The sequence below is a fragment of the Methylobacterium sp. C25 genome, assembly GCF_021352225.1.
GTDB lineage: Bacteria > Pseudomonadota > Alphaproteobacteria > Rhizobiales > Beijerinckiaceae > Methylobacterium.
Genome location: NZ_JAAUVI010000017.1, coordinates 1 through 21,481, shown reverse-complemented (window position 1 = coordinate 21,481; position 21,481 = coordinate 1). Strand labels below are relative to the sequence as shown.

Here is a 21,481-nt window from a genome sequence, read left to right as displayed (position 1 = left end):
GCCAGCTTTGAAATTCCGGACTAAGGGGTCAACAAAGGCCGTTTCCGCACGACTGCCTGGTGGAGCGTGCAGCCGCGCTCGAATCTGTCTCGCACTGAATTTCCCTGTTTCACCGGAATGAGCAGGCAATTTCCGCGGAAAGGGCTGACTCAACCGCGCGCTGGCGCAGATTTCATGATCGGTCTGAGGCGCTTGCGAGGAAATTCCCTGAACCGATGATCAGGGAAAAAAGTTTTACTTTGCAGGGAAAGCCCGTTTATTAGCAGGCGCTCAATGAAGTTGGGCAGCGCAGTCCGAAATCGACCCAAACTCGCCGTACGCGGAAGGTGGAGTATTGCCCGAAAGCGGACGTCCGCTTTGCCGAAGTAGCGGCAGGTTCGTGCCCATTGCGAACGTAGACCGCGACCTCCGACATTTCTTAAAAGCAGACTACGAAGGTTCTATTAACGCTCTGCCGCACTGAGTGACCGGTTCGCATTTTTACAAACGGGGAATCGCACCGCGTATTTGAGCTTCGTGGTGGCAAGGAAACTTGGTCGTTGCTGTCTTACCGCTCGCGCCAAGCTCTTGCGATTTGGTCCGACAGCGGTTTGGTTAGAAAGCTTAGGATCGAGCGCTCGTTGATCTGCAGATAGGCCTCGACCGGCATACCCGGCACTAGGCGCGCGTGGCCGAGCTTCTCCTTCTGCGCTTCGTCGAAGTGAATGCGCGCGGTGTAGAAGCTCGTCCCTGTCTTCTGGTCGGTCGTGACGTCCGCCGAGACGCGGCTAACCCAACCCTCAATTTCCGGCGTCGTTCGCTGATTGAAGGCCGGAAAGCGAAGGACCGACTTCTGGCCCGCGCGGACATTGTCGATGTCCTGGGGCTGAATCTTCACCTCCACTGCGAGATCGTCAGCCAAAGGCACGATCAGCATCGCCGGCTCAGTGGAGGTTACCAAGCCTCCAATAGTGTGAATGGCGAGTTGGTGCACGATGCCATCCTGGGGCGCGCGCAGATCGACCCGCTTGAGAAGGTCCTCCGCCGCGACGCGTTTCTCGACCAGCTCCGACCACTTGCCCCGGATCTCGGCGAGGTCCTTGCCCACGTCCGATCGCATGTCCCCGTCGATCTGCAGGATCTGCAGTTCGGTCTCGGAGATCTTGCCGCGAGCTGAAGCCGTCGAGGCGATCAGTTGACCGCGTTCGCCTTCCAGGCGCGCCGCGTCTCGCTCAAGGGCCGTCACCCGCGAGAACGGAACCAGGTTCTTGCTGAAGAGCTCGCGCACGCCGGTCAGTTCTGACCCGATCAGGGTGATCTCACGGGCCTTGGCGCCGGTCTGCTCGATCAGGCCGGCGATCTCTTGGCGAAGCTGGGCCACGCGCTCGCGCAACTGGGCCCTCTGGCCCTCCCGGCCGGCGACCCGGGCCGTGAACAGACGCTTCTCGCCCTCGATCAGGTGCGCGACTGACTCGTCCGATCCGGCCCTCTCGAGGAGATCGCGGGGAAAGGTGATTACCTTCGCGTCGTCACGTTCCGCCTCGTCCCGGGCCCGCCGCGCGGCGAGATCGTCGAGAGCCTTGAGCACGATGTCGAGATTGGCCCTGGTCTGCGTCTGGTCCAGCCGGATCAGAACGTCACCCGCCTTGACCCTGTCGCCGTCGCGGACCCGAAGTTCGCTGACGACGCCGCCGGTGGGGTGTTGCACCTTCTTCACGTCCGAGACGACCACGAGCTGGCCCGGTGCGATCACGGCTCCGGCAATCTGCGTGTAGGTCGCCCAGCCGCCCACGCCGACGACGAGAACTGCCGCCAGGAAGAAGGTCAGCGCCAGGTGTCGCTTGATCGACGGTTGAGCGAGGGGCCGCAGCCGCGGCGGAACCTTGACGGGAAGCCGGGGCAGCGCGTCGCCCGTCATCGCAGCGGTAGCCATCAGGCGCTCTCCAGCAGTTGATTCTCCATCGCCTCGACGCTCGGCTCCGGCTTCTTACGGCGCGTGCCCTTTTCGGGTTCGACCTTGATCGAGGTGGGACGCAGCACGCGCTTGAAGACCTCGGCCTTCGGACCGAAGGCCTGGGCCCGGCCCTCGGCCATCATCAGCACGAGGTCGACGGCGGCCAGGGCGCTCGGCCGATGGGCCACGACCACACAGATGCCGCCGCGTTCGCGCACGCCCAGGATCGCCTGGGTCAGCGCGTTCTCACCCTCGTTGTCGAGATTGGCGTTTGGCTCGTCGAGGACGACGAGGAACGGATCGCGGTAGAGCGCCCGGGCCAATCCGATCCGCTGGCGCTGGCCGGCCGACAGACCGCGGCCGCCTTCGCCGATCTGGGTGTCGTAGCCCTTGGGAAGTCGCAGGATCAGCTCGTGGACGCCCGCGGCTTCGGCAGCGGCGATCACGAGCTTGGCATCCGCGCCCTCCTCGAACCGGCTGATGTTCTCCGAGACGCTGCCGGCGAACAGCTCCGCTTCCTGGGGGAGGAAACCGAGATGCAGCCCGAGATCGCGGCTCGACCACTGGTCGAGCGCGGCCCCGTCGAGCCGGACCTTCCCCTGCAGCGCCGGCCACACCCCGACCAGCGCGCGCACCAGCGTGGACTTGCCGGATGCCGACGGACCGATGATGCCGAGCCCCTGCCCAGCCTTGAGGCCGAAGCTGACGTCCTGCACCACCAGTCGCGGGGTGCCCGGCGGCGCGATGCTGACGCCCTCCACGGTGAGTGCGCCCTTGGGGACCGGCAGAGCATGCGGACGATCGGCTTCGGGGATGCGGCTGAGCAGATCCGAAAGGCGGCCCCAGGCCTGCCGGGCCTGAACGAAGCCCCGCCAGTTGGCGATCGCCAGTTCGGCCGGGGCGAGCGCGCGGGAGACCAGGATCGAGCTAGCGATGATGATGCCGGCGGTGGCCATGTTGTTGATCACGAGCCACGCGCCCAGCGCCAGAACACCCGACTGCAGCGCCGTGCGAAAAACCTTCGACGCGGCCCCGAAGCCGCCGGCAGCATCCGACAGGCGCTGCTGCGACCCGATGTAGTCGTCGTTGGCGAGAGCCCATCGTTGCGCGATGCGCTCCTGCATGCCGAGCGCGGTCAGAACCTCGGCATTGCGCCGGCCGGCCTCGGCCAGCCCGTTGCGGCGCAGGCCGTGTCCTGTCGCGGCTTGGGTGGGTTTTCGCGTGGAGAGGTCTGTCGTGAGCGTGATCAGGGCCAGCACGGCCGCGCCCACCAGGGCCGCCACACCGATCAGCGGATGCAGCAGGAAGCAGATCACGAGGTAGATCGGCAGCCAGGGTAGGTCGAAGAAGGCGCCCGGGCCGGCTCCGCCGAGGAACGCCCGGATCTGATCGAGATCCCTCAAGGGGAGCAGCCCGTCACCGGGAGCCGCGCCCTTCAGGGGGGCGCGCACCACGAGATCGAAGACGCGGGCCGACAGGGTCTCGTCCAGCGCGCAGCCGATGCGGGCCAGGATCCGGGCGCGCAGGGTCTCCAGGACACCCTGGAATGCGAAAAGTACCAGCGCGAGGACCATCAGGCCGATGAGCGTCGGCACCGAGCGGCTCGGGATGACGCGGTCGTAGACCTCCAGCATGAAGAACGAGCCCGTCAGGTAAAGCACGTTGACGAGGCCGCTCATGGCCGCAACGCCAAGAGAGGCGGCGCGGCACTTCCTGAGGGCAGATGCAATTTCCTGGGATCCAGTGGTCGAGGCCAAGATCCTGACTCCTGCAACGCGAAACTTCAGGCCGGAGTGAAGGCACGATCACTGAGATAGCCGCAGTGTTCGTGCCTGATTTTGCCTATGCTGCGTGACTCAATTGCCCACTCGTCTGGAGGTAATGCTCCAGGGGGTCGATGCCGGACTGTGCGACGTCTGGATGGCTGGCCAGATAGGCGTTCGTGTTGAACGACGCGCTCGGATTGCGGCCCTCGTGCCATCCGTATGTTTCGTAATGCAGCAACGGGTTGATGCCTGATGCGGCCACATCGGGATTCTGCTGGAGGTAATAGGCGGTGTCGAAGACCGCGTTCGGATCCCGGTGCTCGCTCGCTCCGAACGTGAGGTAGTGCTGCAGAGCGAAGGTTGCCGGATCGCTTCCCGCAGGGACGGCAGCCGCGACATCAGGATATCGGGCCAGATAGGACCCAGCATCGAAGTCGTGGAGCGATTGAGCCGATCCTCCCGGAGCAGTGCCCGGATGATAGTTCGGGTCGATCTCAGAACCGCTCGGACCGCTCGGATCGCTCGGTTGACCGGGCGAACCCGTCCCCCCGTTTGAAACCGACTGGCGCTCGTCCTGGCCGGCGAGGGCCGACCGGCCTTCATCAGGACCGTAGGTGAGGTAGTGATACAGGGCGTTGAGCCCGGCCGCCGCCACGTCCGGATTGCTGGCGAGATAGGCCGCCGCGGAGAAGTCGGAGCCCGTGCTCCGGCCCTCGTGCTCGCCATATGTCAGGTAGTGCTCGAGCGGGTTGACGCCGGCGGCCGCGACGTCGGGATTCGCCGCCAGGTACTCCTGCGTATGGAAATACGGGTTCGGGTCCCGGCCTTCCTTCCAGCCGTAGGTCTCGTAATGCACGTCGGCGTCGACATGCGCGCGCCAGACGTCGAGATTGTTGGCGTAGTAGTAGACGTCGTCCACGACTTGGTGTCCGTCGTTGTTCTGGATGTCGCCATCGGTGAAGTGCAGGGCATCGATGCCGCTGATGTCGCGGGTCACGCCATCCGGACCGACCAGCACCAGTGCTTCGCCAGCGAGCATCACCTTCGCGTCGGTGAAGGCGAAGTCGAAGCTCGCACTCTCAGCCGGTGCCTGACCGGTCAAGCTGATGTCGAGGCTCGACTGGGCCGTGGCGCCAGACGCGTCCGTCGCTGTGTAGGTGAAATGCTCGACGGCATGGGCGCCGTCGATGATGTTGGTCGCGCCGATCGCCTGGTAGCTGTAGCTGCCATCCGCTCCGACGATCAGCGTTCCGTGCTGACCCACGACCTTGACCGTTCCGGTCTCCGGGATTGGGGTCTGCACACCGTCGGCAAACTGGACGGACGTGACCTTGAGGCCCGTACCGGTATCGTTCGACAGAAGATTGCCGCTCACGGCCGGCGCATGCGCCACCTCCTGGTTGACGTCACCGACCAGCACCGGCGCCGTGGTCCCGCCGCCTGGGCCAGCAACAACGGTAACGTCGATCGGCGCGGTTGCGCTGCTGTTGCCGGCCTCGTCGGTCAGTTGAAGCGCAAGGTTGTGCCCGCCTTCCGTGAGAGGAGCGTCGGGCCTGACGGTGAAGGTCCCGTCCGGGTCGACGACGGCCGACCCGATCTGGGTGGAGCCTTCCCATAGGGTGACGGTAGTCCCGGCCTCGCCGCTGCCGGTGATGGGCGGGGTGGTCTCCTGGGTCTCCCCGCTGCCAGCCGTGATGACGGGAGTGCCGGGTGCGGTGAGATCGATCACCACGGACAAGATCTCGGAGGGGTTCGAGACGTTTCCAGCCGCGTCCGTCGCAGTCGCCGTCAGGTCCGCCGTCCCCTCCGGCAACGCGTGCGCCAACCTGACGACGAACTTGCCGTCGGCGCCAGCCACTGCGGTGCCGAGCAGGTTCGCGTCGTCCCAGATGCTCACCGTCGAACCGGCCTCGGCCGTGCCCGCGATCTCCGGCGTCGCCTGGTTCGTCGGTCCGGCGGGGGCGGTCAGGACCGGCGCATCAGGCGCCGTGGTGTCGCCGCCGACCGGCGGGCCAGCCTCGATCACCACGTTTACCGGATCGGAGCCGGTGCTGCTGTTTCCGGCGGCATCCTGCGCGACGGCGGTGAAGCTGTTGTTGCCGAGCGCGAGCTCGGTGCCAGGAGTGAAACTGAAGGTCCCGTCGGATCCGGCGATGGCGGTGCCCAGCACGGTGCCGTTGTCCGAAATCGTCACGGTAGCGCCGGCCTCGGCTGTTCCGGTGATCGTCGGCGTCGTGTCGTTCGTCGGTCCTTCGAATGCCGCGATCACGGGAGCAACGGGAGCGAGGGTATCGATGGTCAGGGCAACCGCCGCCGAGCCTCCCGAGAGATTTCCAGCTGCATCGTGGGCGGTTGCGGTGAGCGTGTTGAGGCCATCCGCCAGCGCGGTGGCCGGGGTGAAGCTGAAGGTCCCGTCGGCCCCGGCAACGGCAGTCCCGAGCACGGTGCCGTTGTCCGAGATCGTGACTGTGGAGCCAGCCTCGGCCGTTCCGGTGATGGCCGGAGCGGGGTCGTTGGTCGGGGTCGCGAAGTCAGCGATGACCGGAGCGTCGGGAGCAACTGTATCGATGGTCAGGGCGACCGGCACGGACGAGCCCGAGACGTGGCCCAAGGCATCCGTTGCGGTCGCGGTGAGGCTATAGGTGCCGTCAGTCAGCGCGGAGGCCAGGGTGAAGCTGAAGCCGCCATCCTGGCCGGCAAGGGCCGTACCGATCACCGTGCCATTCTCGGAGATCGTCACGGTGGACCCGGGCACGGCCGATCCGGTGATGTCCGGCGTCGTGTCGTTCGTGGGGCTTGCGAAGCCCGCGATCACCGGAGCGTCCGGTAGGGTGGTGTCGATGGTCAGAACCACCGCTGCGGATGCGGGTGAGATATTGCCGGCCGCGTCATGGGCAACCGCCGTGAAGCTGTTGCTGCCGGCCAGATCGCTCGTCGGCGTGAAGCTGAACGTGCCATCGGCGCCCGCCAAGACGGTGCCGAGCACGCTGCCATTATCCGAAATCGTGACCGTGGAGCCGGCCTCGGCCGTCCCGGTGATGGTAGGCGTCGCGTCGTTCGTCGGACCCGTGGCGTTGGCGATGACCGGAGCGATTGGGGCAATCGTATCGATGGTAAGAGCCACCGCTGCGGACGCGGACGAGGCATTGCCCGCAATGTCTTGAGCGACGGCCGTGAGGCTGTTGGCACCTTCCGCCAGCGCGGTCGTTGGCGTGAAGCTGAAAGTACCATCGACCCCCGCCACGGCGGTGCCGATCACCGTTCCGTTGTCAGAGATCGTGACGGTGGCTCCAGCTTCGGCCGTCCCGGTGATGGTCGGCGTTGCGAGGTTGCTCGGGCTTGCGATGTCCGCGATGACCGGAGCGGCGGGAGCCAAGGTGTCGATCGACAGAGCAACCGCCGCGGAGGGCTGCGAGACATTGCCCGCAGCATCCTGTGCCGTGGCCGTGAAGCTGCTGGTACCGTCTGCCAAGGCGCCCGTCGGCACGAAGATGAAGATCCCGTCCGACCCCGCCAGGGCAGTGCCGATCACGGTGCCATTGTCGGAAATCGTGACCGTGGAGCCGGCCTCGGCCGTGCCTGTGATGGTGGGCGTGGCGTCGTTGGTCGGGCTGGCGAAGGCCGCGATGACGGGACTTGCCGGTGCTGTGAGATCGATCGTCAGGGAGACCGACGCTGACACTCCCGAGAGGTTTCCCGCAATGTCCTGAGCGGTGGCCGTGAAGTGGTTGACGCCCTCCGTCAGCGCGTTCGTCGGGCTGAAGCTGAACGTCCCGTCCGCTCCCGCCACCGCGGAGCCGATCACGGCCCCGTTGTCGGAGATCGTGACGGTGGCTCCGGCTTCCGCCGTACCGGTGATGGTCGGGGTCGTGATGTTGGTTGGGGCGGTGAAGGCCGTGATGACCGGCACGCTGGGGCCCGTCGTGTCGATGGTCAGGTCGACCGCCGCGGAAACGCCCGAGGCATTGCCCGCCGCATCGTGAGCGACGGCCGTGATGCTGTTCACGCCGGCAGACAGAGCGCTGGTCGGAGTGAAGCTGAAAGCGCCGTCGGTGCCCGCGATGACCGTGCCGATTACCGAGCCGTTGTCCGAGATCGTGACCGTGGCCCCTGCCTCGGCGCTGCCGGTGATGGTCGGCGTGGTGCTGTTGATCGGACCGGCGAAGGCCGCGACGACCGGAGCGCCGGGCGCGAGCGTGTCGATGGTGACCGTGAGTGGGTCCGAGACTGCGCTGAGGTTTCCGGCCGCGTCGCGGGCCGTGGCGATCAGGGTCGAGGTGCCGTCGGGCAGCGGTACGGTCGGAGTCAGCGAGAAGCTGCCGTCGGCGGCAGTCACCGCCGTGCCGATCACCGTGCCGCCGCTGGTGATCGTCACCACCGTCGAACCCGCCTCGGTATGGCCGGTGATGGTGGGCGTTGCATCGTTGACCGGCCCCGGGAACGCCGTCAGCGTCGGGATCGAGGGCGCGGAGGTGTCGATGGTCAGCGTGGTGGCTGCGGAGGTCGGCGAGACGTTGCCGGCCGCATCCGTCGCGGTCGCCGTCAGGTTGGCCGTCCCTTGAGGGAGATCCGCGGTTGGCGTGAAGCTGAAGCTGCCGTCCGGTCCGGCGACGACTGTTCCCAGCACCGCCCCGTTGTTCGAGATCGTGACGGTGGTGCCGGCTTCGGCGGTTCCGGTGATCGTCGGCGTGGCGTCATTGTTCGGGCCGGTGAAGGCCGTGATGCCGGGGGCAACGGGGACGGTCGTGTCCACGAGAACGGTCACGGGTGCGGCCGGCGAGAGCGTTCCGCCTGGACTGGTGGCGGTGACCGTCAGCGCGGAGCTGCCCTCCGGCAGGGCCGTGGTCACGGTGACGCTGAAGCTGCCGTCGGGAGCGACTGTCCCGGTGCCGATCGGCGCGCCGCCGTTGCTGATGGTGATCGTGTAGCCGGCATTGCCCGTGCCGCTGATCACCGGTGTGGTGTCGTTGGTGGGCGGGACGAAATCGACCACCGGTGCGCCCGGCACATGCGTGTCGATCACGAGGGCGACGGCTCCCGACACCGCCGAAAGGTTGCCTGCCGCATCCCGGGCTGTGGCCGTCAGCGAGGCGGTGCCGTCGGGCAGAGGCACGGTCGGCGTCAGGGAGAAGCTGCCGTCAGCACCCGCAGTGACGGTTCCGAGCACCGTCGTCCCGCTGAGGACCGTCACGGTCGTGCCGGCCTCGGCGGCTCCGGTGATTGTCGGCGTCGAGTCGCTGGTCGGCCCCGTGAAGGCCGAGATGGTCGGTGCACCCGGGGCCGCCGTGTCGATCGTCAGGGCGACGGCGGCGGAGGCCGCCGACGCATTGCCAGCTGCGTCGTGCGCCGTGGCCGAGAGGGTGTTGAGGCCCTCCCCGAGCGCGCTGCCCGGCGTGAAGCTGAACGTGCCGTCGGCGCCGGCCAAGGCGGTGCCGAGCACGGTGCCGTTATCCGAGATCGTGACGGTGGCCCCCGCCTCGGCAGTGCCGGTGATGGTCGGAGTGGCGCTGTTGGTCGGCCCGGTGAAGGTCGCGATCGACGGCGCATCGGGCGCATGGGTGTCGATGGTGACCGTCAGCGGTGCCGAGACCGCGCTGAGGTTTCCGGCTGCGTCACGGGCCGACGCGCTCAGGGTCGAAACGCCGTCGGGCAGCGGCTGAGTCGGGGTCAGGGAGAAGCTGCCATCCGGGGCCGACACCACCGTGCCGATGACCGTACCGTCGGCGGTGATCGTCACCACCGTCGAGCCGGCCTCGGCATGGCCGGTGATGGTCGGAGTGGCCGTGTTGATCGGCCCGGAGAACGGCGTCAGCGTCGGCACCGACGGTGCAGAGGTGTCGATGGTCAGTGATGCGGCGGTGGAGACCGGCGAGACGTTTCCGGCCGCATCCGTCGCCGTTGCCGTCAGGTTGGCAGTGCCCGGCTGAAGGGCCGCCGTCGGCGTGAAGCTGAAGCTGCCATCGGGCCCGGCCACGGCAGTGCCGAGGACCGCGCCGTCGTTCAGGATGGTGATGGTGGTGCCGGCTTCCGCCGTGCCGGTGATGGTCGGCGTGGTGTCGTTGGTCGGCCCGCTGAAGGCCGCGATGACGGGGGCCACCGGATCGGTCGTGTCCACCAGCACGGTCACCGGCGCGGCGGCCGAGACCGTCCCGCTCGCGCTCGTCGCGGTCACCGTGAGCGTGGAGCTTCCCTCGGTCAGGGGCGTGGTCACGGTCACGCTGAAGCTGCCGTCGGACGCAACGGTGCCGGTGCCGATCGGCGTGCCGCCGTTGCTGACCGTGATCGTGTCGCCGGCATTGCCGGTGCCGGTGATGATCGGCGTGGTGTCGTTGGTGGGCGCGAGGAAGTTGACGACGGGTGCGCCCGGCACGTGCGTATCGATGACGACGGACGTGGCCGCCGACGAGGCGGAGAGATTGCCGGCCGCGTCACGGGCGGTGGCCGTCAGGGAGGCGGTGCCGTCGGGCAGCGGCACGGTCGGCGTCAGCGAGAAGCTGCCATTGGCGCCGGCAGTGACGGTCCCCAGCACCGTCGTGCCGCTGAACACCGTCACGATCGCCCCGGCCTCTGCCGTGCCGGTGATGGTCGGTGTCGAGTCGTTGGTCGGTCCCGTGAAGGCCGCGATGGCCGGCGCGCCCGGCGCCGCCGTGTCGATGGTCAGGGCAGCGGCCGCGGAAACGCCCGAGAGATTGCCCGCCGCGTCGCGAGCCGTGGCGGTGAAGCTGTTGACGCCGTCCGCGAGAGGCGCGGTCGGCGTGAAGCTGAACGCGCCGTCGGCTCCGGCGACGGCAGTGCCGAGCACGGTGCCATTGTCGGAGATCGTGACGGTGGACCCGGCCTCGGCCGTGCCGGTGATGGACGGCGTCGCGTGATTGGTCGGCCCGGCGAAGGCCGTGATGACCGGCGCGCCGGGCGCGGCCGTGTCGATCGTCAGAGCCACGGCCGCAGAAGCGCCCGAGAGGTTCCCTGCCGCATCTCTGGCAGTCGCGGAGAGGCTGTTGGCGCCCTCCGGCAACGCGCTCGCCGGAGTGAAGCTAAAGATGCCGTTCGCTCCGGCGACAGCGGTGCCGAGCACGGTGCCATTGTCAGAGATCGTGACGGTGGACCCGGCTTCCGACGTGCCGGTGATGGTGGGCGCGGTGTTGTTCGTCGGGCCGGAGAAGGCCGCGATGACTGGCGCCGCAGGTGCCAGGGTGTCGATCGTCAGGATGACGGCAGCTGAGCCGGCCGAGACGTTGCCGGCAACATCCTGTGCGGTGGCGGTGAGGCTGTTGGCACCGGCCGCCAGAGCGGTGGCCGGCGTGAAGCTGAAGGCGCCATTTGCGCCTGCGAGTGCGGTGCCGATCACCGTCCCATTGTCGGAGATCGTGACGGTGGCCCCGGCTTCCGCCGTGCCGGTGATGGTCGGGGTGGTGCTGTTGGTCGGCCCGGCGAAGGCCGTGATCGACGGCGCCCCCGGTGCGTGGGTGTCGATGGTGACGGTCAACGGTGCCGATACCGCACTGAGGTTGCCGGCGGCATCGCGCGCCGTGGCGGTCAGGGTCGATACCCCGTCGGGCAGCGGCTGGGCCGGGGTCAGGGAGAAACTGCCATCGGCAGCGGTCACCGCCGTGCCGATGATCGTGCCGCCGGCCGTGATCGTCACCACCGTCGAACCCACCTCCGCATGGCCGGTGATGGTCGGAGTGGATGTGTTGATCGGCCCGGCGAACGGATTCAGCGCCGGCGTATCGGGCGCGGTGGTATCGATGGTCACCGACGTAGTGGCGGAGACCGAAGAGAGGTTCCCGGCCGCATCCTTCGCCGTCGCCGTCAGGTTGGCCGTCCCGGCTGCCAGCGCGGTGGCCGGCGTGAAGCTGAACGTGCCGTTGGCGCCCGCAACCGCCGTTCCCAGCACCGCGCCGTTGTTCGAGATCGTGACGGTGGTGCCGGCTTCCGCCGTTCCGGTGATGGTCGGCGTCGTGTCGTTGGTCGGCCCCGTGAAGGCCGTGATCACGGGAGCCAGCGGATTGGTCGTGTCCACCAGCACGGTCACCGGTGCGGCCGGTGAGACGGTCCCACCGGGACTCGTGGCAGTGACGCTGAGCGCCGAGTTGCCCTCCGGCAGGGCCGTGGTCACGGTGACGCTGAACGTGCCGTTGGCGGCAACCGTCCCGGTGCCGACCGTAGCGCCTCCGTTCTTGATGATGATGGTGTCGCCGGCATTGCCCGTGCCGGTGATGTCCGGCGTGGTGTCGTTGGTGGGCGCGATGGAATTGACGACGGGCGCGCCCGGCACATGGGTGTCGATGACGACGGTCGCTGCGGCGGAGGGGACGGAGAGGTTGCCGGCGGCATCCTGCGCCGTCGCCGTCAGGGTCGCGGTGCCGTGGGGAAGCGGCACGGTCGGTGTCAGCGAGAAGCTGCCGTTGGCTCCGGCGGTGACGGTTCCCACCACCGTCGTGCCGTTGAAGATCGTGACGGTGGCGCCCGCTTCGGCGGTGCCGGTGATCGTCGGGGTCGGGTTGTTGGTCGGGGTCGCGAAAGGCGTGATTGCCGGGGCGCCGGGCGCCGTGGTGTCGATCGTCAGCGCAACGGCGGCCGAGGCCGCCGAGAGATTGCCCGCCACGTCCCGCGCGGTGGCCGTGAAGCTGTTGGCGCCCTGCGCCAGGGCGGTGGTCGGCGTGAAGCTGAAGGTGCCGTTGGCCCCGGCCACGGCGGTGCCGAGCACCGTGCCGTTATCGGAGATCGTGACGGTGGCGCCCGCCTCGGCCGTGCCGGTGATGGTCGGCGTCGTGTGGTTGGTCGGACCGGTGAAGGCCGCGATGACCGGCGCGCCGGGCGCCGTCGTGTCGATCGTCAGGGCCACCGCCGCAGAGGCGCCCGAGACGTTGCCGGCCGCATCTCGCGCCGTGGCGGTGAAGCTGTTGGCGCCGGCCGCGAGCGCGGTAGCCGGCGTAAAGCTGAAGGCGCCGTTGGCCCCGGCCACGGCGGTGCCGAGCACGGTGCCGTTCTCGGAGATCGTGACGGTGGAGCCCGCCTCGGCCGTGCCGGTGATGGTCGGGCTCGTGTTGTTGGTCGGGCCGGTAAGAGCCGCGAGGACGGGCGCCACCGGCGCCGTGGTGTCGATGGTCAGGGCGACCGCCGCGGAGGCGCCCGAGACATTGCCGGCCGCGTCCCGGGCGGTGGCGGTGAAGCTGTTGTTGCCGGCCGCCAGCGCAACGGTCGGCGTGAAGCTGAACGCGCCGTTCGCTCCGGCGACAGTGGTTCCGATGACGCCGCCGTTGTCGGAGATCGTGACCGTGGCCCCGGCTTCCGCAGTCCCGGTAATGGCCGGAGTGGTACTGTTGGTCGGCCCGGTGAAGGCCTTGATCACCGGAGCGGTCGGGGCCGTGGTGTCGATGGTCAGGGCGACGGCAGCTGACGCGACCGAGACGTTGCCGGCCGCGTCCCTCGCGGTGGCCGTGAAGCTGTTGGCGCCCTGCGCCAGAGCGGCGGTCGGCGTGAAGCTGAACGTGCCGTTGGCGGCTGCGACTGTCGTCCCCAGCACGGTGCCGTTGTCGGAGATCGTGACCGTGGAGCCCGCCTCAGCCGTGCCGGTGATGACCGGTGCCGTATTGTTGGTCGGCCCCGTGAAGGCCGTGACGGCCGGCGCACCCGGCGCCACGCTATCGATGCGCAGGCCGATCGCGCTCGACACGATGCTCGTATTCCCGACTGCATCGACGGCCGTCGCGGTGAGGACGTAGTTTCCATCAGCGAGTCCCACCGCGGGCTTGAAGCTGAATGTGCCGTCGGCCGCGGCGACGGTCGAACCGAGAACCGTCGCGCCGTTCAAGATCGTGACGGTGGAGCCCGCTTCGGCCGTTCCCGTGATGGCGGGCGTGTGGCTATTGCTCAGCCCGGTCCCAGCCGCCAGAACCGGTGCCGTCGGAGCCACTGTATCGATCCGCAAGGACGCAGCCGGCGACGCGAGACTGACGTTCCCGCTGGCATCGGTCGCCCGTGCGCTGAGGTTATGCGCCCCGTCCGAAAGGGCGGTGGTCGGCGTGAAGGCATAGAGGCCATTCGCGCCGGCCGTCGTCGTCCCTATCGCCGTTGCGCCATCGTAGATGGTGACCGTCGATCCGATTTCGGCCGTTCCCGTCACCGTCGGCGTGTTGTCGGCCGTGGCGCCGACGCCGGCCGACAAGGTCGGGGCCCCCGGTGCGATCGCGTCGGTGGTGTTGACGTTGTCGATGCCGAACCCGACGCCGACGCTCACGTCGAGCAGGCTGTTCGCATTGAAGATCCTGACTTCCGTCAGGCCCTGCCAGTTCGGTCCTCCGAGCGTGACGTTGTGTTCGCCGAGATTGAGAAGGCTTGTATCCTGATAGACGCCGACCTGAACGCCGTTCCGGTATCCGACGATGAAGGTCGTCGGCAGCAGCGCGATGTCTCTGTTGATGGACAGCGAGTTGAGATCGAAGGCAGCGCCCGAGGTCTGCGAGATCGACAGATATCCCGATCCACTCGACGCAAACAGTGCTGCATCGCTCAGCAATTCCTTTTGAATGACCAAGTTGCCGGAAGTCGCCGTCGAGGACGTCCGCTGAGTATAGATGAAACCGCCAATGGTGATCGGGTTGCCATTCAGGCCGACAGAAGATTCGAAGGTCTGCGTAACCGCCATGATCAATCCCCGAGACCGGACCCGCAATCTCGGCACGCATCGAATTTAACAAATGCATGCCGAGCAGAGTTTTCGGAGACGCAAGCAAAGCCGAGTTTTTCAGCCCACAATGCGCCAATTAATCGTCGAGCGATTTGTCGAACGACCGGGGCTGTGGCGCTAGTACTAGTATGGGAAAGGTTTTTTCTAAGCAAAATTCCGACGTTTGACGGAACAAGTTTGAAATTCAAAAATAAATCGACACTGATTTGATTATTTAAGAAAACATTAACTCAGTCAAAAATTGAAAATGTCGGCCAAAAAACTAACGGCTAGTAAAAACAATATTCACGTTTCGGCAGAGCGGCGCGAAGTGACATTGAGCCCGACCTCCGCACTCGGCGCGGGTCCACGCAGGCCGCCTCCGCTTTTGGTAATCGCTTGGTCGATCCGACGCTTCAAGATCCTAACGGAACGTACCCGCTCAGACCCGACTGGCGGGGCGGGATTCCAAGCCGTGCGGCCAAAGCCTTGGCCAGGGCTACGTTGCGGCCCGACTCGCTGGAGAGCCCGAGCAAAGCAGACTGGCGGAAGCGCGCATCACCGGCCACCTCGCAGTCGATCCTAGGCGCCAAGATCGGGGCTTGCGATCGCGTTCGAGCTCAAGTTCCGCTGGGTTTTTCCAGGCAGCGTGCCGGCAGCAACTTCCCGGCCATTCATCGAAGAAAAAAGAAGGCAAGTGTCTTGGACAGCCTTGGTGGAAGCGAGACCGAAGATGACGCATCGGCCGCAACGCAATAATGCCCGCCTTTCCACCTGCGTTTCCGAAGGCAGCCTTTCTGCTTTCGGCCAACTTCTGTCGATCGCCTAATGTCCGATTTTGCGGGTTTCTCGTTTGGAAGCAGCCAGACCGCTTTCCACCCATCCAAGTCACTAGTCAACGCCGCATTAGGCCAAGAACGGAATTTGTCCGTCCGCTCGGAAGGGGACATGCTGCTTCCGACCCTTCGCGAACTCTTGGACTGTCTGCTTCCCGGCCGTTCTCGTGGACGAAGCTTAACGGACACGACGGTCGGCAAGCAGCCCATCCACTGCTCGTTTAAAGTCAAGCAGCTGCGGCAGCGAGCGCGCCCCTGAGCTGATCGTCTAAGTCAGCCGCAACGGCGTCGACCTCCCGATTTGCGAATTGTCCGAAGGTTGTGACTGGGCGGTCGTATTCGAACGCGACTACGCCCTCGGCATCCTCGCGCAGGAGCACCCGGATCGGCGCGTATTGAGCGGCGGAGAGGACGTGCCGGGTCATCCGCGCGGCCGTCAGCGGATTGCCGATGTCGTACTGGACGGCCTTGCGGGTTAGGCCGGCGGTGAGGAGCAGACCGCCATGGTCGCGGGCGCCGAAGATCGAGAGCGGCGCCTGCCGTTCGAGGAGGTCACGCGCCGCGTCCACCTTTCCGTCGCGCAGCAGCCCGGCATATGCGTGATCGAGGGGAGGCACCGAAGCCTCCAGGGCGGCGCGCACCGCCTCGTAGGTCTTGGGAGAGCGGAGCGTCACGTGCTCGACCGTGATGTGGGTCGAGGTCATCTGTTCGGACATGGATGTCGATCCTCGCTTCTTCGGGTGAGGGGATGTGGTGGCGTGGGCCACGACGGCCGCTCGCGCGGCTTGTCGGCCGCCGGCCGTCAACCGACGGCCGAGACCTTCGGCTTCGTTGTCCGAGCCAGGATGATGTCGGCCCAGGCTTGCGGACGCTCCAGGGCGCTGAAGTGCCCCGTCCGGTTGAGTGTGAGGACCTCGGGCGACGGGAGTGCGGCCTCGACGCCGGCGCGGTCCTGCGGGTTCGCCCAGTCCTTGTCACCCCAGACCAACGTGACCGGCGCGGTGACCGAGCGATAGCGGGCGCGGGCCGCGACGAAGCTCGGGAGCGCTTTGAGTAGCGTCCGCGCCGCCCTGCTGTAACCGGCACGAGCGCCGACCCGGGAGTACTCGTCCAGAAGGTCGGAGGGCAGGCTGCGCGGGTCGTGAAAGCCCCCACTCATGATGCCGCCGGTGATGGACCGGTTCTCCAGCGCGGCGAAGACCGAACCGACGACCGGCGCCCGCACGCTCTTGATGATGAGCGAGGCCAAAAGGTTCGAGCGTTCCAGTCCCGGCAGATAGTCGTAGGTGTTGAAGGCGAAGACCCGCTCGACCTCGTCGCCGAGTTCGGCGGCTAGGGAGAGCGACAGCGTCGCGCCAATCGACTCGCCCGCGAGGATCGGGCGCTCGATACCGAGTGTCGCGATGAATTCCCTCAGGGCCGCCCGCAGGGCGGGCTCGTCCTTCGGGGCGTCCGGCTTCAGGTCCGACCAGCCGAAACCCGGCAAGTCGAGGGCGAAGACCGTGAAGTGGGGCGAGAGCAGCGGGATCACACGCTGAAACAGGTCGAGCTGCGTCCGCACGGTGTGAGTCAGGACAAGGTTCGGCCCGCTTCCCACCCGGACGTAGCGGATGCGGGTCCCGTCCCGCAGGGTCGCTACGGCGATCTCGCCGGAGGTGAGCCAGCGGCTTGTGTGGTCCTCGGCGTCCCGTCCGAGGATGGTGATGCTTTGCGTGGTCATGGGAAGAGTTCCTTGGCGACGGGCCGGCGCGGGGTGTCGCCCGTGCCTGTTGCGATCGAACCTAGACGCACCCCGCCATATCCCATATGTCGAACATCCAACCTTTTAAGACATTCGCGAGGCCCCTCGTGCCGTCTATTGGTGTCGTCCTGTTCCCAGGGTTCCAGGTGATGAACCTCGCGCCCCTGACGGCCTTCGAGCTGGCCAACCATGAGCTCGGCCGGGACTTTTACGACGTGACCTTCCTGTCGGAAGGGGGTGGGGAGATCCGGACCTCCATCGGAATGGTCATCAAGTCGGAGCCGTTCTCCGGCCGGCGCTTCGACACGATCATCGTCGTGGGCTCAGTCAGGGTCGATGCCTCGGCGCCGGGCCTCGTCGAACGGTTGCGCGAGACGGCGGCGACTGCGCGCCGCGTCGCCGCGACCTGCACGGGGGCGTTCCTCCTGGCCGAGGCGGGCCTGCTCGACGGCCGGAAGGCGGCGACTCACTGGGCCCACGCCCGCGACCTGCAGCGGCTCTATCCGACAATCAAGGTGGACGACGACCGCATCTTCGTCTCAGACGGCAACGTCTGGACTTCGGCCGGCATGACGGCCGGGATTGATCTGACGCTGGCTCTGGTCGAGGACGATCTGGGGCCCGAGATGTCGAAGGGCATCGCCAGGATGCTCGTCGTCTACCATCGCAGGACGGGGGGCCAGTCACAGTTCTCCGCGCTGCTGGAACTTCAGCCGCGGTCCGACAGAGTCCAGAAAGTCCTGGCCTATGCTAGGGGCAACCTGAGGAACGAACTCTCGGTGGAGGAACTGGCCGACGCTGCCCATCTGAGCCCGCGCCAATTCAGCCGCATCTTCCGGGAGGAGACCGGCCAATCACCTGCGAAGGCGGTAGAGAACCTTCGCCTGGAGGCCGCCCGGACGATGCTGGAGGACGGCCGGCATTCGCTCGACACAGTGGCTCGGGAGACGGGTTTCGCCGACCGGGAACGGATGCGGCGGGCCTTTCTGCGGGCGTTCGGTCAGCCACCCCAGGTCATCCGGCGCAGCGTCCGTCATCACGATCCCGGCCAGACCGCTTGAGCCGTCCATGGGAGAGATCGCGCTGGAGGTGCAGGCCTCTCACTCCAGCAACTTCCAAGCCGGTGTCGCCGGCCGCCTTGCACGTGTCTGCCTGAGGCTGCGCCGACGGCTCCTGCTTGGACAACCCACCGTTCTCGCAGCCGAACGTCCGCTCACGGGCTGGGCAGCAAAGCCTGCTATCCACCCTTGTTGGACGAAGGGGGTAGGTGCGACGGCCAAATTGGCCGCCGAGGTGAATGTCAGATGTCGGTCTGCTCGGACATCACCAACGCATCGTCTGCTTCGATCCCGAGATAGCGTACCGTGCTCTCAAGCTTCGTGTGCCCCAGCAGCAGCTGGCAGGCGCGCAGGTTCTTCCCGCGCACTGCGTAAGTGTCCCGAAAGCGGACCTAAGCTTAGGACATCGTCCAGCGAACAATGGCCGCGAAGCAGCCGGCTGAAGCCGGCCGCAAGCAATTGCCCTAGATTGGCGAACAGATTGCCGATCTCATTGCTCCGCTTCATTAACGATCGTGACGCGTTGCACGAAATAGAGATCTGCGGTCAGCGCTCATTGCTGCGAATGGTCAGTTTGGCATCGGCCTCGGTCCTGCCTTGGCGATGCGGACGGGGATCGCCTTCGCCGCTGGCGTCTTAGCCTGCTCGTCGTGATGAGAGAGCGGGATGAGCACGTTCAACTCGGGATAGTAGCCCCCGCAATTGCCCTCCGGGATGCTGTATTTGACCACTCTGAGCCCCTTCACGGCTCGCACATACTGGTCGTTGGATTCCGTGACGACGTCGACGGTATCGCCGTCCGCGAGGTCGAGCCGGGCGATGTCGACCTCGTTCATGAACAGCACCTGCCGGGTGCCTTTCACCCCGCGAAAGCGATCGTGATAGCCGTAGACTGTGGTGTTGAACTGGTCGTTCGAGCGTAGCGTGATCAGGTCGAGCACGTCTGCGTGCCGGGCCGGCATGTCAGGATCCTCGTTGAGGCCCTGAGGCACGACGAAATTGGCCTTGCCCGTTTCGGTATCCCAGCGACGCTCGCGCGCGGCGAGCGGCTTGTGGGTGCCGCCCGGCTCGAACAGACGCGCGTTGAAATCCTTGAACACCATCGGATAGGTCGCCTCGATGGCGTCGCGCACCTTGGCGTAGTCGCCGACCCACGCATCCCAGTCGACCTTGGGGTTCGGCGGCAGGGTTGCCTTGGCGATGCCCGCGACGATCCAGGGCTCTGAGCGCACGTGATCGCTCACCGGTTTGGTGACGCCGACAGAACCGTGGAAGCAGGAGGTTGAATCTTCCATCGAGACCGCCTGCGGACCAGCCGCCTGCTCGTCGATCTCGATCCGTCCGAGGCAGGGCAGGATGTAGGCGACCGCGCCGTTGACGAGGTGAGACCGGTTGAGCTTGGTCGAGACCTGCACGGTCAGACGCATGCTGCGCCAAGCTTCCTCCATCCGCTCCGTATCAGGAATCGCGCGCACGAAATTGCCGCCGAGGCCAATGAAGGCCTTCACGCTTCCAGCGATGATGCCCTCGCAGGCCTCGACCGTGTTCAGGCCCTTATCGCGCGGCGGCTCGAAGCCGTAGAGGTCGGCGAGTCTGTCGAGGGGCACCAGCTCCGGTTTCTCGGCGATGCCGACGGTGCGCTGGCCCTGCACGTTGGAATGACCGCGGACCGGGCAGAGCCCCGCCCCCGGCCTGCCGATATTCCCGCGCAGCAGCATGAGGTTCACGAGCATCTGAACCGTTTCGGTGCCCTTACGATGCTGGGTCAGCCCCATGCCGTAGATGCCGATGACCCGCTCAGCACGTCCGTAAACGGCGGCGGCGGCTTCCAGCGCCTCGCGCGTTAGCCCCGATCGTTTTTCGAGCACTGCCCAGTCCTGGCGATCGCAGAAGCCGACGAAATCCTCGAAGCCGTAGGTGTGCTCGGCGATGAAGACGGCGTCGAGCACGCGCGGCCGCCCCTCCGCCTGCGTCTCCCGGTCGGTCGCGAGGAGCGCCTTGCACATTCCGGTGATCGCCGCGATGTCGCCTCCCGCCTTTACCTGATGATACTGCGTCGAGATCCGCGTGGACGACTTGGTCAGCATCTCCACGGGCGATTGCGGGTCGGTAAAGCGCTCCAGTCCGCGCTCGCGCAGCGGGTTGAAGGTGATGATAGGAACCTTGCGCCGCCGAGCATCCTGCAGCGGATGCAGCATCCGCGGTGCGTTCGAGCCGACATTCTGGCCGAAAAACAGGATGCAGTCCGTGCTCTCGAAATCCTCCAGCACCGTGGTGCCCACCGGCACGCCGATCGACGCCTTCAATCCCGTCGAAGTCGGCTCGTGGCACATGTTGGAGGAGTCGGGCAGGTTGTTGTTGCCGTAGAGCCGCGCGAACAGCCCATACATGTACGAGGTTTCAAGCGAAGCGCGGCCGGACGAATAATAGACGACGGATTTCGGATCGAAGCCGCACAATTCGCGGCCGATCTCCGCAAACGCGTCTTCCCATGAGATCGGAGCGTAGCGGTCACTCGTCGGATCGTAGCGCAGGGGATGTGTAAGCCGACCTTGCGCCTCCAGATCGAAATCCGTCCAAGTCAGCAACTCGGCGACCGTATGCTTCGCGAAGAAGTCGGGACCGACGCGCTTGCGAGTCTGCTCCCAAGCCGTCGCCTTGGCGCCGTTCTCGCAATACTCGAAGGTCGCGGGCTTCGCCGGCTTTGGCCAGGCGCAGGACACGCACATGAAGCCGCCCGGCTTGTTCTGCTTCAACAGCAGAGCCGCGCCCGAGATAGGAATCTGTTCGCGTGTCAGAATCTCGACGAGCGAGCGGGCCGAGCCCCAGCCGCCCGCTGGATCGTCGTAGGGCTCGATCTCGACGTCGCTCACAGGCTGGCTCCTCGCTGATCCTCGGCAACCTCACCTCGAATCGGGAGTTCCACGGCTTGCCAATTGGCCGCGGCCCGCCTGATCTGCCCGCGCACATCAAGGCTGGCGCAGATCGGGATCGCCGACGGCGGGGCGAAGCCGCCGAGATAGTGGCAAGAGGAACGGCTGCTTCGAGAAACGTCGAAAAGCGGCTTCTACTAGGAGGTTGGACACGAAGCTGCTGAGCTGTGATGGTCAGGGGAATGACCGCTTCTTAGGCTTTGCCTCCTGAAAGCGGACTGGCGACAATCAACCCTTTCGAGCAACGCCGCTTTCAACCCAACCTCGCCGTTCAGGCGATCGCGCCACCCCCAAAAGCGGACATTCCTTCTGCGATTTCTGCGGCCCCAAGGATCTCATGTCGGATTTTCATGGTGCCAAAGCGGCATGTCAAACGCAGTCGATAGCAGTGTGGCGTTGGTTTAGGTCCGCGTGTGGGGAGTATCCACCGATCTCCTTACTGTTTTCAACTTCACGGAAGACTTTCTCAACGCCTGCCTCCGACCTCGTCCAGGTGCTTGAGCAGATCGGCGGGATCCTCGTAGACCCTGACGGCCCCGGAT

The 21,481-nt window shown here is 66.3% G+C and carries 7 protein-coding genes and 2 pseudogenes; 1 reads left to right on the top strand and 8 read right to left on the bottom strand.

Going from position 1 to position 21,481, the window contains the following annotated elements; translation table 11 throughout:
- Positions 1–547: 547 nt before the first annotated feature.
- The 5 genes from HCU64_RS23890 to HCU64_RS23870 all read right to left on the bottom strand — a co-directional run bounded on the left by HCU64_RS23890 (position 548) and on the right by HCU64_RS23870 (position 16,927).
- Positions 548–1,897: an HlyD family type I secretion periplasmic adaptor subunit gene (locus HCU64_RS23890; protein WP_233386960.1), complete on the bottom strand. Its 1,350-nt coding sequence runs from the start codon at positions 1,895–1,897 to the stop codon at positions 548–550.
- A gap of 14 nt (positions 1,898–1,911) precedes the next feature.
- The gene (locus HCU64_RS23885) at positions 1,912–3,612 is read right to left on the bottom strand and encodes a type I secretion system permease/ATPase (protein ID WP_442786008.1); all 1,701 of its coding nucleotides are present in this window, start codon (positions 3,610–3,612) and stop codon (positions 1,912–1,914) included.
- A 163-nt stretch (positions 3,613–3,775) separates the two neighbouring features.
- A complete protein-coding gene (locus HCU64_RS23880; RefSeq protein WP_233386907.1) occupies positions 3,776–14,350 on the bottom strand; it encodes an Ig-like domain-containing protein in 10,575 nt (3,524 codons plus the stop codon).
- A gap of 1,084 nt (positions 14,351–15,434) precedes the next feature.
- Positions 15,435–15,923 (bottom strand): DUF302 domain-containing protein, encoded by a 489-nt coding sequence (locus HCU64_RS23875; protein WP_233386906.1) that lies wholly within the window; start codon positions 15,921–15,923, stop codon positions 15,435–15,437.
- 86 nt (positions 15,924–16,009) lie between these two features.
- The gene (locus tag HCU64_RS23870; RefSeq protein WP_233386905.1) at positions 16,010–16,927 is read right to left on the bottom strand and encodes an alpha/beta fold hydrolase; all 918 of its coding nucleotides are present in this window, start codon (positions 16,925–16,927) and stop codon (positions 16,010–16,012) included.
- Positions 16,928–17,055: 128 nt separating this feature from the next.
- On the opposite strand from HCU64_RS23870, the gene HCU64_RS23865 reads away from it, so the two are divergent.
- On the top strand, positions 17,056–18,009 hold the full coding sequence (locus HCU64_RS23865) for a GlxA family transcriptional regulator (RefSeq protein ID WP_233386904.1): 954 nt from the start codon (positions 17,056–17,058) through the stop codon (positions 18,007–18,009).
- Positions 18,010–18,248: 239 nt separating this feature from the next.
- Here the strand turns inward: HCU64_RS23865 and HCU64_RS23860 are convergent.
- The 3 genes and pseudogenes from HCU64_RS23860 to HCU64_RS25495 all read right to left on the bottom strand — a co-directional run.
- Positions 18,249–18,371 (bottom strand): annotated as a pseudogene (locus HCU64_RS23860) (integrase); the annotation flags it as partial.
- A gap of 204 nt (positions 18,372–18,575) precedes the next feature.
- Positions 18,576–20,879: an FdhF/YdeP family oxidoreductase gene (locus HCU64_RS23855; protein ID WP_233386903.1), complete on the bottom strand. Its 2,304-nt coding sequence runs from the start codon at positions 20,877–20,879 to the stop codon at positions 18,576–18,578.
- 526 nt (positions 20,880–21,405) lie between these two features.
- Positions 21,406–21,481 (bottom strand): annotated as a pseudogene (locus HCU64_RS25495) (HAD family hydrolase); the annotation flags it as partial.